We start from the raw sequence: 18,773 nt of genomic DNA on the forward strand, positions 1-18,773 counted from the left end.
ATTCTATTTACCGTACGCAACATAAAATGATAAAGTCGAGCTTAATATCAAGACTTTAACCCATTACAGGCGGATCCGGTACGCCATACTTACCCTAAAGAACAGGCCGTCTCCCCAGTTGACATTCGTCAGGTACGTTCTTTCCTCCACTCCGGTACGGATCTTCCGAAAGATGCCGACCCCGGGTTCCAGCGTTAGGCAAATGTTCTCCAACAGATAATAATCCACAAAGAGCGAAAGCTGGTTATCATCCAGCCGAATGTACCGACTGCCGCTGTTGGGCGCGCGGAAACTATTGGTCGGAGCCCGGAAGGTAAATCCGCCGTACCAGGTTTTATTGAACTTGTGCTCGTAGGATAAACGTCCCGGTAACAAGCCGAAGAGATAGTTATTATCATCGATCTGCCAGTCGATACCGAAGAGCGGCATGACAAAGAGGCCGAAAAATTCATTGTTCACGTAAACGCCCAGGCTGAATTTCTGATCCTCTTTTCGCTGATAGGAAACGTAGGTCGCTCCGCCGATCTGGTGGGTATTATCCACAAAAAATGCGTTGCCATTCCAGCGGTTGATCAGCATTGCCGTCACGGACCATTTCGATTCGTTGAAGGGCAAGATAAAACCAACGGGCAGCACCAGGCTCTGCAATCTCGGATAGGTATATTCCGGATCTTTCTGATCCAACTGCCATTCCTCGAAAGAGGGACTGAATAGGATATAGGTGTTTTTTTTCAGTTCGAAAGGCAGATCTCCTCCCATCCAAATATGATTGAAAGGCGTTGCCGGACCGTTCTTGAAAGCAGTCTGGTAACGGACTTGGATCGGATCCACATAGGGCTGGGCCCACAGCGAGGCGCCGAAGCCCAAGAGGACGATGAAGATCAACCACATTTTCGTGGCATGAGCCAGGTTTTTAAAAGTTTTTTTCAACCTGGTCCAGGTACTGAATAGCCGGTTGACTACTCCCATCCAGGCCGGATGATCCAGGGTGGGATCATTCTGGGCAGCGCCGGTTTTATCCTCGGGACCGTAAAGATCTTCCATGATCTTTTTGACGGAATGTTCCACCATGCCGCGGAAAGGTATCCTGGCCATGAGGCCGTAAATGGCCGCACTGCCTTTGGCAACCGCTTCCGGATGGTCGGCTGCATAAACGTAGGCTGCCTGCAGGTCGGAAAGGTATTCGTCGATTACTGTGACATTGGTGGGCAATACCGTCAGGTGGATGCTATCCGGGAACTGCTGGCGTTCCACCATCCAGCCTTTTTCTTCCAGCTGGTCGGCAATGACAAAAATATCCGGATCGTTATCGACGGTCGTGTAGGAAATGAGATTCATACAGGGATCACCGATGACCTTAATGCCCGGCATATTGCTCAGACTTTGGTGCAAGTGTTCGGTTCCCTCCATCAGTTGCCGGGCAACGGCCAGATAACCCTCCTGACCGAGATGCTTCATGCCCGCCCAGGCGGCGGCTATCGGGCCACCGGCCCGCGTACCGAGTAAAGTGGGCGAAATATAAATACCTCCCGGATAATCCGTAGTAACTACAAACTGGTGCCGCAGGTAATCCATACTTTTGTAGGTGATCACTGAAGTACCTTTGGGGCCAAAACCGAACTTGTGCACATCGGCGGAGATGGAACATACCCCATCCAACCGATAATCCCAAGGCGGTATAGGATAACCCAGCTTTTCTACCCAGGGTAACATAAAACCGCCGATACAGGCATCCACGTGCATGGGGAGATCGTGCTTTTTGGCGATACCGGCAATAGCTTCGATCGGATCCATTACGCCGTTCGGGTAACTGGGAGCGGAAGCTACGACCAGAATGGTATTCTCGTTGATGAGCGCTTCCATTTCCCGGGGCATGGCCCGGCGATCGTCATCGACCGGTGCTTTGCGTACCTGTAAACCGAACAGCATGGCGGCTTTATCGAAGGCCGGATGGATCGTGACCGGAGCCACCACTTCCGGTTGGGTGATCCGCGGATGCAGTTTGCGGGCCCGTTCCCGGTAGGTATACATGGCCAACAGAATACTTTCGGTACCACCGGTAGTCATCACCCCGACGGTATTTTCATCGCCGTAGAGCATGTCGGCGGTCATGTGCACGACCTCCTGCTCCATTCGGTGCAGACTTTTAAAGGCCAGCGGATTGAGGTAATTGGCGCTATACAACTCATCATTGGCCGCTTTGAGCAGCTCATCGTGTTCCTGATTGATGTAGTATACCAGGCACCAGACTTTGCCGTCTTTCCAGTCGGCATCTTCCTGCTGCATATTTTGGATCTGCTCGAGAATGCGATCCCTTTTTTCGCCTCTGAGGGGTATGCCGGTTTTTTGATTAGCGATCATGAGGGAATAGTTTGCCGGGCCGGTCTTGCCTTATCTACCAGAAAAAGCAGGACCAGCCCGATGGTGAACCAAATAGCCAGTGCAATGATCGAATTGCGCATGCTCCCGGTCAGGTTATCCAGGTATCCAAACATGACTAATCCGAACATCATGGCCGTTTTCTCACAGACATCATAAAAACTGAAGTAAGCGGCATTGCTTCCGGTCTTCGGGATCATTTTGGCAAAGGTGGACCTGGAAAGCGATTGAATGCCTCCCATAACAATGCCAATGAAGAATGCCGCGATATAAAAATGTATAGGTGTAATAATGAAGTAACTGCCCGCACAGATCATGATCCAGATGCCCACCGAGATCATCAATGCGGTGATATTGCTGGTCTTTTTCGAGATCCACGCAAATAGAAAGGCACCGCCGATACCCAGATATTCCAGCAACAGCACGGTAACGATGAGTTGGGTCAGTCCGAGATGGATCTCTTTTTCGCCGAAGGACGAGGCCATGAACATCACCGTTTGTACGCCCATGATGTAGAAGAAAAAACTGAAAAGGAAAGTCTTGAGCCGGGGCTGCGATTGCAACTGCTGCCAGACTTTTTTCAGTTTTTTATAACCCTGGGTGAATCGGTTCCCAACCGGTTTGGCCGTATACAATCCGCGGGGCAACACCCGAAACGGGATCTGTGCAAAGCCAAGCCACCATAGTCCGGTCAGCAGGAAGGACAAACGGGGAAACAGCGTATCATCGGTAACGCCAAGTGCCTGCTGGTTCAGGATGAAAACGAGGTTGATGATCAGGAGGGTGGTCGCACCAATGTAGCCGAATGCGTAGCCCCGCGCGCTGACCTTATCCTGTCGGTCTTCCGTAGCGATTACCGGGAGATAGGAATTGTAGAAGACGATACTTCCGGAATACCCGACCGTCGCCAGCAGCATACCGCCCAGCCCCAGATATACCAGATGGTAGTCCGTAAAAAAGAAGAGCAACATACTGCCGCCGGCTCCCAGGTAACAGAAAAACTGCATATAGGAACGATGGTTGCTGCTGTAATCCGAAATGGACGAAAGCAGGGGAGAGATCAGCGCGATCAGACCGAAAGCGATACCGAGATTGATGGAATAAGCGGCTGTGTTCTCCATACTCAGTCCAAAAAGAGAAATGGTAGAGGTGCCGTCGGCACTGGTAATGGTGTTGTAATAGGCCGGAAAGATGGCGGATACGATCACGAGCGCGTAGGCGGAATTAGCCCAGTCGTACATAGCCCATGCATTGATGGTCTTCCGGTCATTTTTGGCAATTGCCGTGCTTATTCGTTGACTGGGCCTCGCATTCATAATCCAAAACCTTCTTAGGCTTTTTCCTAAGTTAAGTGGAAAATGGAAAAGCCGTTCTGACTCGTATCAGGAGCTATGGAGATATTTGTCAGTTGCCTAAGCGGCGACCGTTTACTGGAAAATAGAGCGTTCAATTTCTCCGATGATGAGGCCGGAATGCCGCATTTTCAGTAGCTTTCCCGGAAAATTAGGAAAATGAAAAACATCGCCTTATTCCTGCCTTTCCTACTGTGTCTTCTGAATTGTGCCATCGAAGCGCCCGGTAAAATAGAGCCCTCCACTCCGGACCGAACTTCCTGGGACATTGATATCCCCTTGGCGGGCAATGCCTGGGTGCTGGAGGAACCGGCAGCTTCTTCCGGATTGATTCAGGAAAGCGGACTGACCAACTGGTCGGATCCCGGCCAGACCATCGGCGTATTTTTTCACCTGGAGCGCACCGGCCGGCTGGATGTGGCGATCCGTGCCCGTTTGCAAAACGGAGCATCTGAAATTACGGGTACGCTCGGTGGAGTATCGAAAAAAGTGAATATTGCAACGACGACCGATTGGGTGACCATTCCGATCGGTACATTTGAAGTCACGCAACCCGGCTACCAGCGCCTGGAATTACGGGGAGACAGCCGTACCGCTGCGGTATTTGCCGAAGTAGAAATGGTGCTGCTCGCGGGACCGGCCACTAAAGGGAAAGTCCATTTCATAAAAGACGAATTTTACTGGGGCCGTCGCGGGCCGTCCGTTCATTATTGGTTCCCGCAGTCGGATGCAGTCGGGGAAATCGAGTGGTTTTACAGTGAGATCACCGTTCCGGAAGGACAGGATGTGATCGGCTCCTATTTCATGGCCAATGGTTTTGGAGAAGGATATTTTGGATTTCAGGTTAATTCGGATACCGAACGGCGGATCCTCTTTTCGATCTGGAGTCCTTTTCAGACCGACAATCCCGATGAAATTCCCGAAGATCAGAAGATCAAATTGCTCAAGAAAGGACCTGATGTTTATACCGGTGAATTTGGGAACGAGGGCTCGGGTGGTCAGAGCTATTTGCGTTATTCCTGGCGGGCCGGGACCACCTACCGATTCCTGTTGCGTGGTCATCCGTCCACGGAGGGAAATACTGATTATACCGCCTGGTTTTACGCTCCGGAAGTTGGGGAGTGGATGTTGATCGCCGACTGGCGCCGCCCGCAAACCAATACGTATCTGACCGGGCTCTATTCTTTTCTGGAAAACTTCATTCCCGAAACCGGTGTACTACCGCGCTACGCCCGTTACGGCAATCAGTGGATACGCGATAGCCGGGGGCAATGGCACGAGCTTACCCAGGCACGCTTCACCGCCGATGCAACTGCCCGCAAAGGCAATCGCCTGGATTATACCGGTGGTCTGGAAGGCGGAGCGTTCTTCCTGAAAAACTGTGGCTTCTTCAGCGAAAGAACAGCAATCGATACCGATTTCAACCGCCCGCTAACCGGCCAGCAACCGCAAGTAGACCTGAACAGTTTACCGTAAGGGTAATGGGGATTCAGCATAGCGAAAAGGGTGGCCGATCCGATCGGGCCAACCTTTTCGCTATGACGCTTAGTTTTGATCCTCAAACGTCAATCCGAATCCGAAGGGGAACAGGGTATCTTCCGCGGGATAGCCCGGGGCATCCGAATCCTGCCGGGTGATGGCTTCCGGTTTATTCGCGAGGGCAAAGGGAAGTTTTCCTGTGGGTTTGAACTTACCGGTCAGGATATCCATGACGGCTGCGTCGCTAACGCCGAAGGTAGCCAGGATGGCTCCCGCATTGAGCAGTCCACTCGCTTCATCCAATACATAAGGTTGACGGAAGTCAATGGAAAGGATCGTATTTTCGGCGCCGACGGTCTCCATGATGGTCTGAATATCTTCCAGGGAAGGCGTGATGATCCAGGATTTTGATTTGGCCATTTCCGAAAAGGAAAGCAGATCGAGTTCTTCCGGCGCTACTCCTCCGAATCTACGTCCGCCACTGCGATCCGTCGTCACGTTTACCCGCACGATGGCGTAGTCTGTGTCCTTGGGAATGGCGGGCATAGCGGCTTCTTCTTCACCTGCGCTATAATCTCCGGAAGTAGCTTCTACTCCGGTCCAGGCACGATCGGAAAACAATTCGGTGTTCATACCGACCGTAAACAGTTTCAGGGTCTCTTTTTCTTTGGGCAATGCTACGGGCAAATTCATTTTATTCTGCAACAGTACGATGGATTTTCTTTGGGCCAGATCAGCTTTTCTCTGAAAGGAGGCATTCCCTACCACATAAGCAGCCCGGTTTGGATCCACGAAAGGATTTTCAAACAGCCCGAGTTCGAATTGTTCTCTTAGCAACCGACTGACTGATTGATCCACCCGCTCTTCCGAAAGTTTTCCGGCTTTAACGAGGTCCAGTAGCTGTTGGTTGTCATTAAAACCGGAAAGGATATCCGTACCCGCGTCGATGGCGATCAGGATCTGCTCTTCCACACTTTTGTCTTCCAGGCCCCAGGCGCGGTCGCCGATGATACCGGTATCGGAGTTGATGTAGCCTTTGAAACCCAGCTTCTGCCGCAGGAGCTCCGTCAGTATGCCCTTGGAAAAGGCCATACCTACCGTATTTGGCAGATAAGGCTGGCCGACCGGAATACCGTAATAGGCCATGATGGAAGAAGCGCCCGCGTCAATAGCAGCCCGGAACGGGGCGACGTGGTAATCAAAGTTATTGGAAGGGTAGACCTGATTTTTACCAAAATCGTAGTGCGGATCACCTCCATTTTCCTGAGGACCGCCTCCGGGAAAATGTTTGATGGTCAGAGCGATGCTATTCGAATTGAGTGCAGTACCCTGTAAATTGGTAACGAGGGTAGTGATGATATCGGAAGCCAGATCGCTGTCTTCCGTGAAAGTCTCGTGGATGCGGTACCAGCGCGGTTCGGTAGAAAGATCGGCCATATAGCCGTACATACCCCGGAGGCCGATCGCTTTCCATTCGCGGGCCATGATTTTGGCGAAATCTGCGATCAGGTCCATATCGCGGGTTGCAGCCAAACCATTTTCTTTTGGCCAGGCTGAAAAAGCTCCCGAAGCGACATTGATGCCGGCTCTCGCATCGTAATCCATGTGGTTGCGGGCGTTGGATTTGAACATCAGCGGAATGCCCAGCCGTGTATTTTCGGCCAGCTCCTGCACGGCGTTCATAAACTGTGCCGCCTCAAAAGGCGTGACCTGGGTACCCGCCCAGGGGTTACCCGAATTGGATCGCACGGGATCATTGGTGACGGTATTCCTGAAAATGAAGCGGGTCATTTTTTCATCTTCGATGAATTCGACGGCCCGATCCGAAACCCGGCCGTAACTTTCGGCATTCAGCGTATTGATCAGCATCATACCCACTTTTTCCTGTAAGGTCATCTGACCGACCAGGTTCTCGATCCGCCGGTCTACGGACTGCCGCCAGTCTTCGTAAAGGTCCAGTTTCTGATTTTTGTTCAGGTCTTTAAAGGTTAGCTGCCCCTCGTGCAGCAGAGGGACCGTCCTGGCGCCAAGATCCGGTTGGAAAGAGTAACTGCCCTGCCCCCGAGCCGGGAAGATCGTTGCGGTCAGGATCGCAATTAGCAAAAAGAGGAAAAGCTGTTTCATATCTCACTTTTTAAACTGAAGTATGTTGGAAGTACGATAGATACAGGCAATTTGCAAGGCCGATCTTTTCCAAGATCTGGCCTTGCACGCATGACTGCAATAATTCCTAATTTGGGATTGACACCCCAGGCCGGTGAATAACTCATTCCGGCCGGCGCGTTGAAGCGGGTGTATTTCGTGTTTCCTGGTGACCTATCATTGTGTTTTGTCACTCCATAGATGGAATAAAATGTTACTCTACCTTACAAACAGGAAATATTATTCTCTAAACGACACGAACTTACCGGTAAACGACCGGGACTGATGAGCGGCCTGACCGGAAATTGCTATGAGCTATTCCGCATGAGCTTATATAAACAATAACCGCCCCGCCTCAGAAGAAGCGGAGCGGATCATGTACTTACCTTATTTTCTAATATGCATTCTATTTCCCGCTCTTAGCGGAAAAAGGATCAGTTAGCCAATGCCGGCTCCTGTTCATACGTTACCGGATTGCCGCCGGCAACCCAATCGGAGTAACCACCTAGATAATTGACTACATTATCGAAGCCGTTTTTAGCCAGGACCGAATAGCCGATGGCCGCCCGATCGCCGGATTGACAGTGGATCACCACTTTACCTTCTTTGTTGATCTTATCGAGGTTGGCTTCCAGCGTACCGACAAAAACGTGATCGGCGCCTTCCAGATGGCCGGCTTTGTATTCGGCGGCACCACGCAGGTCGACGATCTGGACATCCGCCTCCTGCTGCAGTTCCTTCACCTCCTCCTGCGAGATGATCGTTTCGGTTTCCAGTTCGTTCCCCAGTTCCTGCCAAACCGCTACGTTCGGTACGTAACCCTGTACATTGTCGAGGCCGATGCGCATCAGCATCCGCACCAGTTTGTCCAGTTCTTCAGGTTCTGCGATCAGAATGAACGGCTCGTCGTAAGCAACCAGCCAGCCCATCCAGGTGGGGAAGGAATTGTTGTTCTGAATATTTAGTGTGCCGGGAATATAACCCGCAGCGAAGTCGCCCTTCTTCCGGGTATCGATCACCTTGACGCCCTGATCCATGGCCGCCTGGAATTCCTCTTTGCTCAGTTCCTTCGGCTTCGGTACTTCCGTCAGCAGCGGCCGATCCACCTTATTCAGTTTCTTCATCATTGCGAAGTACTTGGGCGGCTCGGGCTGATCTTCCAGCAGGTAGTCGATAAAGCCTTGCTCATCGTTCTCGTACTGCAGCGCCCAGTTGCGGATCTTTTCGTAACCGACCGTTGAGCTCGGTACGGCACCCAGGGCTTTACCACAGGCGGAACCGGCGCCGTGGCCCGGCCAAACCTGAATGTGATCCGGCAATTGACGCAGGCGTTCGATGGATTTGTACATATCTTTCGCACCGGCTTCTTTGGTGCCTTTAAAACCGGCGGCTTCTTCCAGCAGGTCCGGCCGGCCGATATCTCCAACGAAGACAAAGTCTCCGGTGAAAAACATTACTGGTTCCTGACTGGCGGGGGTATCGGTCAGCAGAAAGCTAATGCTTTCCGGCGTATGGCCGGGGGTATGGATGACTTCAAACTTCAGGTTACCCAATTTGAAAACGCTGCCGTCCTTCAGGCCCACGTGGGGGAATTCGTACTGCCAACCCGGTCCGCCTTCGTCGGAGAGGTAGAGTTCAGCGCCGGTCAGCGCCTGCAGTTCCCGGGCGCCGGACAGAAAGTCGGCGTGGATATGGGTCTCTGCAACGTGCGTGATTTTCAGCTTATTCTCTTGAGCGATCTGGAGGTAGGTATCTACATCGCGCTTCGGGTCGATCACGATGGCGACTCCGGCTTTTTGACAGCCAATAACATAACTGGCCTGGGCCAGGGTCTTATCATATACGTGTTGAAAAAACATGCTTAGATCTATTTTGTGATGCCAATAATAATTTGATAGTGCAAATATGAGGGATCTGGCATGCCCGTACAGTGAGGTAGGTCACAGAGGGTGGAATTGTTGCTTTTGGGATGTTGCTGGTAGGGCTAAGCAGTGCTCAGATTGGGTATGTTAAGAATGGCAAATCCAATAGCAATCACAATTTCAATGACTCAAATCGGGCGAAGTGGTCAACGAAGAACCGAACGATCGCAATTGATTTTTAGCGTAAAAAGATCACATGCTAATCTCTAAGCTCGACTTTAGCATTTTATGTTGGGTCCAGTAAATAGAATAGAAAAACGAAAATTCCAGATTAATACATGGCCAGGGCTACGCCCTTCGATGTAAAACCCGTTATTGATCTACAAATACCTACGCAGCTACGCCGCTGCCATGGATAATGGCTTAGCCCCGGAGATTAAATGGGATTCCTCCATCAAGTGAGACGTCGAATTCAAATAGTGATTTTAAGGCATCCGGTTTACTATAATGCGTTCTAAAATTAGATTACCGCTTGGCACGGGCACTGAATCCTTTCATTGAAAATCCTAAAGTCGAGCTAAGCGACTAAACAGCGCTAGGGTGCTACGGACAGGATTCAACGTATTGGTCTTCCTGGATAAATCTCGATCTTGCTGCGTATGTGGTAGCCGATAATTACCGTTTGCAGCCCGATTAATAATTCCCAAATACACTCTTACATATAAATGTTATCTTTGAATGGATCAATTTTTTTGAAATGGACCGCCTGATGGGCAATCAGGGAAAGCAAAAGCTACTATGGGGAATACTACTTTTTAGTATGCTGCAAAATATTGCCCCGGCGCAGGTCAACCCGCACGATAGTCTGGCGGTGGATTCATTTCTGCGCTGGATTGAACCCCGGATTGAAAATTTCGACGCCCCTATGGATATCTACCGGAAGTGCCACGAGGGGCTGGTGCTGGCCAGACAAAACGGAGATCCCGACCTGTTGGCCTATGCCTACGGGCATTTGGCCGAATGGCACAATTTTCACTACAACTTCTTTCCCGGAACCGACTCTTCTCTGTACTACGATTACCAAGCACTGGAACAATACCGATTGTTGGGAGATTCCTTCCACGTAGCTCAGTTCTATACTTTTCTGACTACCGACGCGCAGCGACTGGATTCCATGAAACTGGCCGAACAATACGCCCTGGAAGCGATCAAGGCCTTTGACCGGATCGGAGATCTGGATTGGATGGCCGTTAGCTATCTCCAGATGAGTGAGGTGTACCGGGCACTGAAGGATACCTCGGCTAGTGTCACTTATGCCGATAAGGGACTGGCGGCCATTGAGGCGTCCGGGGATGATTACTTCCTGGCTTACGGCCTTTCGGCGGCATCCGAAGCTTATTTGCTAGCCGAGAATTACGACCGGGTAATTGAAATGAGTACCCGGAGTATCGAACTGTATAAAGCCGGTATTGGTGATATTGATATTTTACCCCAGCTGAATGCCTATCGCGCCCGGGGGAAGGCGCTCCTGAAGACCGGAAAACTGGAAGCCGCACTGCGGGACCAACGTTACGCGGCGGACCAAGCGCTGGCGCAGATGGAAGAAGAAGTTGCCGTTGAATACGTACTACCACTGGGAGATATTTATCAGGCCAGAGGAGAGTACCGCCCGGCGATTCAGCATTACCTTAAAAGTGCCGAACTGGCGCAGGTATACGACCAGAAAAAAGAACTAATCCTGGCCTACCTGGGATTGATCAATTGCTATGAAGCTATCGGAGAACCCGAAAACGCCCACCGGTACCTGGATCTTTATCAGGAGCTGGAATTGGCAGAACTGCGGAAGCAGATCAATAGTCTCCAATCGGAATTACTGATCCGCTACCAGACGGAAGAAAAGGATGAACAGATAGCTCAGCAGGCGGTAGCTTTGAGTCAGCAAAAACGCATTCAATACCTCGCCTTTACGGTGGGGGCGCTACTACTCGTAATCCTGGTGGGTGTGTACCGAAATTTTCTGCAAAAACGGCGACAGGGCAGGCAACTACAAGACCTGAATGCCAATTTGCAGATCCAAAATGAAAGAAATGAATTGCTGCTCAAGGAGATCCACCACCGTGTGAAAAATAATCTGACGGTGGTTTCCGGTCTGCTGGAATTGCAGTCGGCATATCTGGAAGATTCCGGTATGCATTTGGCCATGCGGGAAAGCCAGAACCGGGTAATGTCCATGGGCATCATTCATCAGAAACTGTACCAGCGGGATAAGCTGACGGCTATAGAGATGAAAGACTATTTTCGCAGTTTGAGCGAAGTAATCTTGGATGCTTTTGGCGATCAAGACCGGATCGAACTGCAATATTCGATGGAGGAGATCGAACTGAACATCGACGCGGCCATTCCCGTCGGATTGATCACGAATGAACTCCTCACCAATGCGTTGAAATATGCTTTCCCCGACGGTCGGGCGGGAACCATTGCGGTCAGTTTGCAGTATGTGGCGGAAGACATTCTGGAGCTCCGGGTTGCCGATGACGGGGTCGGTAAAGCGGTTAACGGAAAGGGGCGATCCGGATTTGGATCACAGCTTGTGACCCTGCTGACCCGCCAGTTAAAGGGGGAACTCCGGGAAGAAGGGGAAAATGGGACTACCGTTAGCATCCGTTTCCGGAAGCCTAAAACCAGTTCAACATGAGTAAACCAGTTCAGATACTGATCGTAGAGGACGAGATGATCATCGGCGCGACGATCTCCCTGCACCTGACCAATGCCGGGTACGAGGTGATCGGCATTATTCCGGGAGCCGAGGAGGTATTGCCCTTCATCGAGAGCACTCCTCCGGATATTATCTTACTGGATATTCAGTTGAAGGGCGAGATGGACGGTATCGAAATGGCTTCCCTCATGCAGGAACAGTACGATATTCCCATCATCTACCTGACGGCCAACAGCGATCAGGCTCATTTTGAACGTGCCAAGTCGACCCGGCCTTTTGCTTTTATTTCCAAACCGTTCAAAAAACAGGATATTCTGCGGGCGATAGAGCTGACCATCAGCCGGATCGCTTCTCCGGAGGAAATGCCGGAACCGGAAGGCGACCCGGATGCGCCTTTCATCCTGAGCGATCGCATCTTTGTACGGCACCGGGAGCGCATGGTGAAAATTTTTATTGAATCGATTCTCTACGTTGAAGCTGAACGCAACTATTGTCGCATTTTCACCAAGGAAAAAGAATACCTGTTGGCTACACCACTGAAGACGATGGAGGAAAAACTACCGGCGGCTTACTTTCTGCGGGTGCACCGGTCATTCATGGTGAATATCGCCCAGGTCGATGAGGTTTCGGAGCATCATCTGGTGATTGGCAGGAAAGCTATTCCGCTTAGTAAGAACTCCAAGGAGGAATTGCAGCGGCGGATTCAGATGATTTGAGACAAGGGAATGAGGTGACAGGGAGACTAAGGTGACAAGGAGAGGGGGGATTGGGTGAGGGGGAAGACGGTTGCCGGAAAAAAGGGATTTTAAATCAATTCATATCAAGCCTTACATTTAAAAGCAAAAACGATGAAAGTATTGATTACCGGTGGAAACAGAGGCATCGGCAAGGCGGCGGCCGAAAAACTGTTGAACCAAAACTGCGAGGTCATTATAACAGTCAGAGATCCTCAGAAAGGGAGAGCTGCCATCTCGGAACTGAAGGAGAAAACCGGAAAATCCGCTATCAATATGGTGGAAGGTGACCTATCCGATATTCAAAGCTGTTTTACCCTGGCGGATCGCATCAAAGACCAGCACCAGGATATCAACTGCTTCATCAGTAATGCCGGGGTATTGATGACCGAAAAACAACTCAACAAAGATGGTCTGGAATTGAATTTCATGATCAATTATATTGCGCCTTACATCTTATGCCGGGAACTGGTACCGGTCCTGAAAGAAAATGAGGGGACGAGAATCGTCAACGTGAACTCGGCGCTCTATACCAAGGGAAAATTACAGTTGGAAAAAACGCCGAAGGGTGATGATTTCCATCCGATAAAGAGCTACGCCAGCTCCAAGCTGTGCAATGTGTTATTTGCCCTGGACCTGGCCGAAGAACTGGAAGGTACGGGCCTTACGATCAATTCCGTTCATCCGGGAGTCATCAATACGGGCCTGGGAGATTCCAAAACGATACTCAGCCGGATCATCAAGCTGATCAAACCGTTCTGGAAGAAACCGGATTACGGTGCCATCGCTCCCGTGTGGGTAGCTACCAGCGATGAACTGGAAGGCGTGAGTGGTAAGTATTTCAATGAGAGAGAAGAAATGGCGTATATCGACTACGTCAAAGACGAACAACTCCGTCAGCAACTCCGAAACTTCACCGAAGAACTCATTAAAGAAAAAACAGCAAACGTCTAGTCAGCCGAAATTGCCGGCTTTTTCCATCCTTATGTATGTAAACAGGTGATCCGGAATATCCGGTCATTTGCCGATCTCTGCCGGACAAGCAGATGATCGTTTCGGACAGTCAGAACCCGTCTTCGTCCTGGATCAGTTTCTTTTAGTGCTCATTTCCCGCTGATTGCCGGTGGATTATGTCACTAAAACCTAATAAAATGATTTACACGATGCTACTGTGGTGCTTGCTGCCGGTAATGGTTTGGATGAGCCTAACGTATTTATCCAAAGCGAAGATCACCGGGTATTGGGAAGACATCACTTTGTATTTCCGGGCTTTCGATTTCCTATGGATAGCAAAAGTCTTTTCGTTACCTCTAGTATTGACACTGGTTTCCTTAAATCTGTCGGGACAGCCGGGAACCCTGGGCGTTTACGACTTTAAGTCCGAACCATCGGCATGCGGGGTAACGGTTTCCTTCGTGATTGGTCTGCCCGACGCAAATTATTCCTCAACCACGAAGGCTTCGTATGAGATCAGTTACAAGGGCGTAAAAAAAGCAGAGAATCAAACGGCTTACCAACATACGGGTGGGTCGGCCAATACGACCGGGGGGCGCTATACGGAATGGATCCCTCTGGCTCCGGGAGAAAGAGGTGAGCTGACGATTGTAACGAGGTACAACCGGAATGACGGCAATATCTATACATCGGGCGAGCAGATCCAGAAAATCCAGGTCCAGACGATAGCCGCGCAGCCGGTTCGCAACCTGAGCTCTTCTCTTATTGACGCAGATCAGGGGTATGTGCAACTGACCTGGACCAACCCGCAAAGTTGTGAGTTGGATAGCTGGTACCACCGATTGATCCTGTCGGACGGTACTATTGTGAATAACGGTTTCTACGGTGGAGATAATTCAATAGTGGTGTATGCTGATGCCGACCGGGAACTGAAATATATTGTTCAGACGGTTTATACCAACAGCCTGGGTACGCAGTATATCAACAGTGAAACGATTACGGTGTTTGAAAGCCGGTTTGGGAGTTTGAGCGGTACCGTCAAAAGTAAAGGAGGCGCTGCCGGAGTGAGCGGTGTTCAGGTTTGTGCGACTGCCCATTTTGCCGGCCTGGGCCGTACCTTCAATTATTGTGACGTTACTAATGAAAACGGGAATTTCCAGATACCGGATATTTTCTTCGGATTCGGCAATCAGGCTAAGGCTACCTACACGATTACAGCCAGTAAGGGCGACCACGTTTTTGAACCGGCTTCCGATACCCGCCTGCTCTCCAATACGACCGATGACATCAATAATCTGTTCTTTATCGACCAGTCAACCTATTCGATCAGTGGTCGGATCATGCAATCGGAAGGTAATGCGAGCTGCGGTCTGGAGGGCGTGGAAGTGATGCTGGAGCAACCATCTAAAAGGATCACTACGGATGCCAACGGGCATTACAGCATCAGTGTGGATGATCCGGGCGTTTATAGGATCATTCCCAAATACGGAAAGCACAGCTTCGATCCGCCCGTTCGGGAGGTGACCATTACGGAAAATGTAAATAATCTCAATTTCCTGGATATTCAGCGGGAAACCATTTCCGGGTTTATCGGCGGCAGCTGTGATTTTCACGCCGGAACGGCCACCTTGCGTTTTACCAGCGAATCCGGTGACGATGAATGTTTCGAAAAGACGATCATGACCGATCCGGGTACAGGTCGGTACGAAGTAGAATTGCCGGCCCGGAAATATACCGCAACGGTACTGGCATTTGAAGCTTTCCCCGATAACGGATACAACGGCGAAGAGGTAGCGGCCTTTTTCGATGCGCAGGAAGTTGACCTGACCGATACCCTGCAACGCCTGGATTTCATCTACCGCGCCGTACCGGAAGTAGAATTGAGCGGATGGCCCGCCGGCGACTGCCCGGATATTCCTTTTCCCGTGCTTGAACAGGGGCGGCAATACAACCTCCTGATCCGGGTCTGGGAAAACGGGCGGACCTGTCTCGTCGATACCGGTTCGGTAACCATCCGGGATCAGTTGGCCGTTGATAATCCGGAACCCCTGACGCTTCCGATCAGTCAGGGCGTAGTCCAGTACCCGCTGGTGCCGGGCATCCCCAACATCACCGGAGATTTTACCCGTTCGTTTGACTATACAGTTACTGTGGGCGAACGCACGGTCAGTGGTTCGCAAAAAGCGATCATCACCGGCTCGCGGCCCCGGGAATCTACTTTTACTTCCGTATCTCCCGAGGTGCCTCTGCTCATTCTGCGCGACCCTCCCGGAGACGGCAGTTACAGCTACTTATCCGAGGGTACTACCTTTCAGAACAGCTTCAGTATTTCGGCGCTGGAAGAAGGTACCAGCCGGACTTTCGGTAAGGTAGACCTTGGCTTCGAATTTCTGAGTGGCGCCTTTTTCTACTTCACCTCGGCGGAAATCGTAGCCAATTTTGAGGCCGGCTTTTCAGTTGGTTTTACGGAAGCCAATTCTGAAGAAAAGATCATGAGCCTGACGACGACCCAAAACTTCGCTACCAGTGATAGTGAAAAGATCACCGGGAGCGAAGGCGATGTTTTCATCGGAGGAGCCATCAATTTGATCTACGCCATGGCCGATCAGGTCATTCTGGATGGGTGTGAGGTGAAAACGGATGTAAGCCTGGTGGTGGATAATCAGGGCTTCGCTACACAGTATGTCTATACCGAAGATCATATTCGAAATGTAATTTTACCCGATCTGCGGCGATTTAGGGATATCAGCGCGGATATCGATCCGGAAGAATCCGCCCGCTACGACAGCCAGCTCAAAGTATGGGAACAGGTACTCCAACAAAATGAAATGTTGAAGGGCCAGGCTGTATTCCGCGAAAACCGTTCCTTCAGCGGCGGTGTGGAATTTCGCTCGGAAACCACCAGCTCCAGTAGTGAAACCATGACGCTGATATTCAATGATGTTATCGGCACGGATGTTGCTGCGGAACTGGGACTTAAAATTGCGGGTATCGGTGCAACGGTGGGTACCCAGGCGACCTACCGGATGGAGATTGGCCAGTCGAAGACCCAAACGCAACTGCAGGAAACGACGGTGGGCTACGTACTGACCGACGATGATCCGGGCGACTTTTTCGCGGTCGATATCAAAACCGATCCGGTGTATAATACGCCGGTGTTTGATCTGGTCAGCGGCCGGTCCAGTTGCCCCTTCGAACCGGGCACCCAGCCGCGGGATGATATTCAACTCCGGGGCCTGCCGCTGGTGCGGACGAGCGTGCCGGCCGACGGTCAGGCGGTGTTCAATCTGGAACTGGCGAATATCAGTCAGAGCGAAGAAGAACGGACCTACCGTTTGTTATTCAATCAGGCCAGTAATCCCGACGGCGCCCGGATCCGCCTCGGCGGAAGTGAGATCCAGCAGGATGGTGCTTTGTACGATATCGGCCCGTTTCAGGTGGCATCCGCTACCGTGACGGTCGAGCGGGGCCCGCTGGCGTATGCCTACGAGGATCTGGAATTTACGGTCGTATCCGAATGCGATGCCAGTATCCAGAAAACGATCCGGGTATCGGCCTATTTTGATTCTCCCTGCAGTCCGATCACGCTAACGGCTCCCGGTAATGGCTGGCTGAGCAACCAGGCGCAGGGCGGAACCCAGTCCATAACCTTTAAAGATTACGAAAAGGATAAGCTCGATTTTGTGAGTCTGCAGTACGCTCCGGCCGGGACCAGTAACTGGGTAAATGCACTTAGCCTTCAACCCGATGATCTGTCCGACTCCTCTTTCGGAACGACGGTCAACTGGAACAATTCGCTACTGTTGGATGGCGGCTATCAGTTGAGAATGAAAGTGGATTGCGGTCAGGGCGTCTGGTATTCCAATGTAGTGGAAGGGACGATCGATCGTACGGCCCCCATTCTTTTTGGAAATCCCGAGCCTTTGGGAGATACCTATACCGCCGATCGGCAGATCTCGGCGACTTTCAACGAACCTCTGAATTGTCTGACCGTGAAGGCGACCAACGTGCAGCTCATGCGCCTGTCGGATAGCACTTTGGTCAATGCCCAAGTCGGTTGCTCCGGTAATAAGATCCTGATCCTTCCCGATGCCGCCATACTCCATGAGGCGGGCCAGACTTTCGAAGTGAAACTGATGAACGTCACGGACCTCAGCGGCAATGCGATCGAGGAGGCAATCGTCTGGCAGTTCGTAGTTGGTGAAAATACCGGCGAAGCGGCTACCGATCTGGACGGCGACGGCGTGCCGGATGAATCCGACAATTGCCTGCTGTCGGCCAACCCTCTGCAAGCCGATCAGGACAACGACGGTATCGGCGACCAGTGTGATGACGATCTGGATGGCGACGGCGTACCCAATGCCGAGGACAACGCACCCTACGCGCCCAATCCGGATCAAACCGACACCGACGGCGACGGCATTGGTGATGCCGCGGAAACGGACGGCGACGGTGATGGCGACGGTATTGCCAATAGCGAAGATAATTGCCCCACCACGGCCAATCCGGACCAGTCCGATATCGATCAGGACGGCATCGGGGATTCCTGCGACGAAGATATGGACGGTGACGGCGTTCCCAATGTATTTGACTCCTGCCCCACCGTACCCAACGTGAACCAATTTCTGGATATCAACAACAACGGCCTGGACGACGCCTGCGAGGATCTGGTCAATCCGGTAAAAGACCGGCAACAACTTTCGGAACTCGATTTTACAATTTTCCCGAATCCGGCCCGGGAGCTGCTGAATATCGGTCTGAAAGCCACCACTGCAGATCCGCTTAGTGTTGAGTTGTTTGATGTTACCGGCCGCCGCCTGTACGTGCAACAACTGGAGGCTGCTGCGATGGCTAATCAGCAATTTACTTTACGGGTCACAGACCTGACGCCGGGGATGTACTATGTACTCTTGCAACATGGCCGAAGGATGGGCAGTAAAAAATTAATCATTATTAGGGATTAGTATTTAATCCGTTTTTGGGGAGGGCTTTTGGGGTCCTCCCTTTTTTTATCTCTGCTTTTCAGCGGTTGCTTAAGTAGGCCATCCCTGTAAATTCTAGGTGATTAACTTTCAATAAATTAGCTTAGGAAAAGGCAAATAAAATACCCCGAATCTAGGCACATTTGCCTATTTTCGGGGTAAACATTTTATTA

At 51.2% G+C, this 18,773-nt stretch carries 9 protein-coding genes; 5 read left to right on the top strand and 4 right to left on the bottom strand.

Annotated elements, in window-relative coordinates:
* Positions 1 to 63: 63 nt before the first annotated feature.
* Positions 64 to 2,361, bottom strand: a complete 2,298-nt coding sequence (locus CRP01_RS25940; RefSeq protein ID WP_099153024.1) for an aminotransferase class V-fold PLP-dependent enzyme — start codon at positions 2,359 to 2,361, stop codon at positions 64 to 66.
* The gene (locus tag CRP01_RS25945) at positions 2,358 to 3,695 is read right to left on the bottom strand and encodes an MFS transporter (protein WP_099153025.1); all 1,338 of its coding nucleotides are present in this window, start codon (positions 3,693 to 3,695) and stop codon (positions 2,358 to 2,360) included. Before CRP01_RS25945 ends, CRP01_RS25940 begins: the two co-directional genes overlap by 4 nt.
* A gap of 195 nt (positions 3,696 to 3,890) precedes the next feature.
* Between CRP01_RS25945 and CRP01_RS25950 the strand changes: the two genes are divergently transcribed.
* On the top strand, positions 3,891 to 5,207 hold the full coding sequence (locus CRP01_RS25950; RefSeq protein WP_099153026.1) for a DUF3472 domain-containing protein: 1,317 nt from the start codon (positions 3,891 to 3,893) through the stop codon (positions 5,205 to 5,207).
* Positions 5,208 to 5,276: 69 nt separating this feature from the next.
* Here CRP01_RS25950 and CRP01_RS25955 read toward each other — a convergent pair whose 3' ends face one another.
* Complete coding sequence (locus CRP01_RS25955; protein ID WP_099153027.1) at positions 5,277 to 7,334, bottom strand: glycoside hydrolase family 3 protein; 2,058 nt, start codon at positions 7,332 to 7,334, stop codon at positions 5,277 to 5,279.
* A gap of 452 nt (positions 7,335 to 7,786) precedes the next feature.
* Entirely contained in the window at positions 7,787 to 9,211 is a 1,425-nt protein-coding gene (locus CRP01_RS25960; protein WP_099153028.1) for an MBL fold metallo-hydrolase, read from the bottom strand.
* Positions 9,212 to 9,971: 760 nt separating this feature from the next.
* Between CRP01_RS25960 and CRP01_RS25965 the strand changes: the two genes are divergently transcribed.
* The 4 genes from CRP01_RS25965 (at position 9,972) to CRP01_RS43485 (ending at position 18,582) form a co-directional block, all read left to right on the top strand.
* The gene (locus CRP01_RS25965; protein ID WP_099153029.1) at positions 9,972 to 11,909 is read left to right on the top strand and encodes a sensor histidine kinase; all 1,938 of its coding nucleotides are present in this window, start codon (positions 9,972 to 9,974) and stop codon (positions 11,907 to 11,909) included.
* Positions 11,906 to 12,646 (top strand): LytR/AlgR family response regulator transcription factor, encoded by a 741-nt coding sequence (locus CRP01_RS25970; protein ID WP_099153030.1) that lies wholly within the window; start codon positions 11,906 to 11,908, stop codon positions 12,644 to 12,646. Before CRP01_RS25965 ends, CRP01_RS25970 begins: the two co-directional genes overlap by 4 nt.
* Before the next feature lie 132 nt (positions 12,647 to 12,778).
* Positions 12,779 to 13,618, top strand: a complete 840-nt coding sequence (locus tag CRP01_RS25975; protein WP_099153031.1) for an SDR family oxidoreductase — start codon at positions 12,779 to 12,781, stop codon at positions 13,616 to 13,618.
* 197 nt (positions 13,619 to 13,815) lie between these two features.
* Positions 13,816 to 18,582 carry a thrombospondin type 3 repeat-containing protein gene (locus CRP01_RS43485; protein WP_170110543.1) on the top strand — a complete coding sequence of 1,589 codons (4,767 nt, stop codon included), beginning with the start codon at positions 13,816 to 13,818 and terminating at the stop codon, positions 18,580 to 18,582.
* Positions 18,583 to 18,773: the final 191 nt, after the last annotated feature.

It is taken from the genome of Flavilitoribacter nigricans DSM 23189 = NBRC 102662, assembly GCF_002646595.1.
Lineage (GTDB): Bacteria > Bacteroidota > Bacteroidia > Chitinophagales > Saprospiraceae > Flavilitoribacter > Flavilitoribacter nigricans.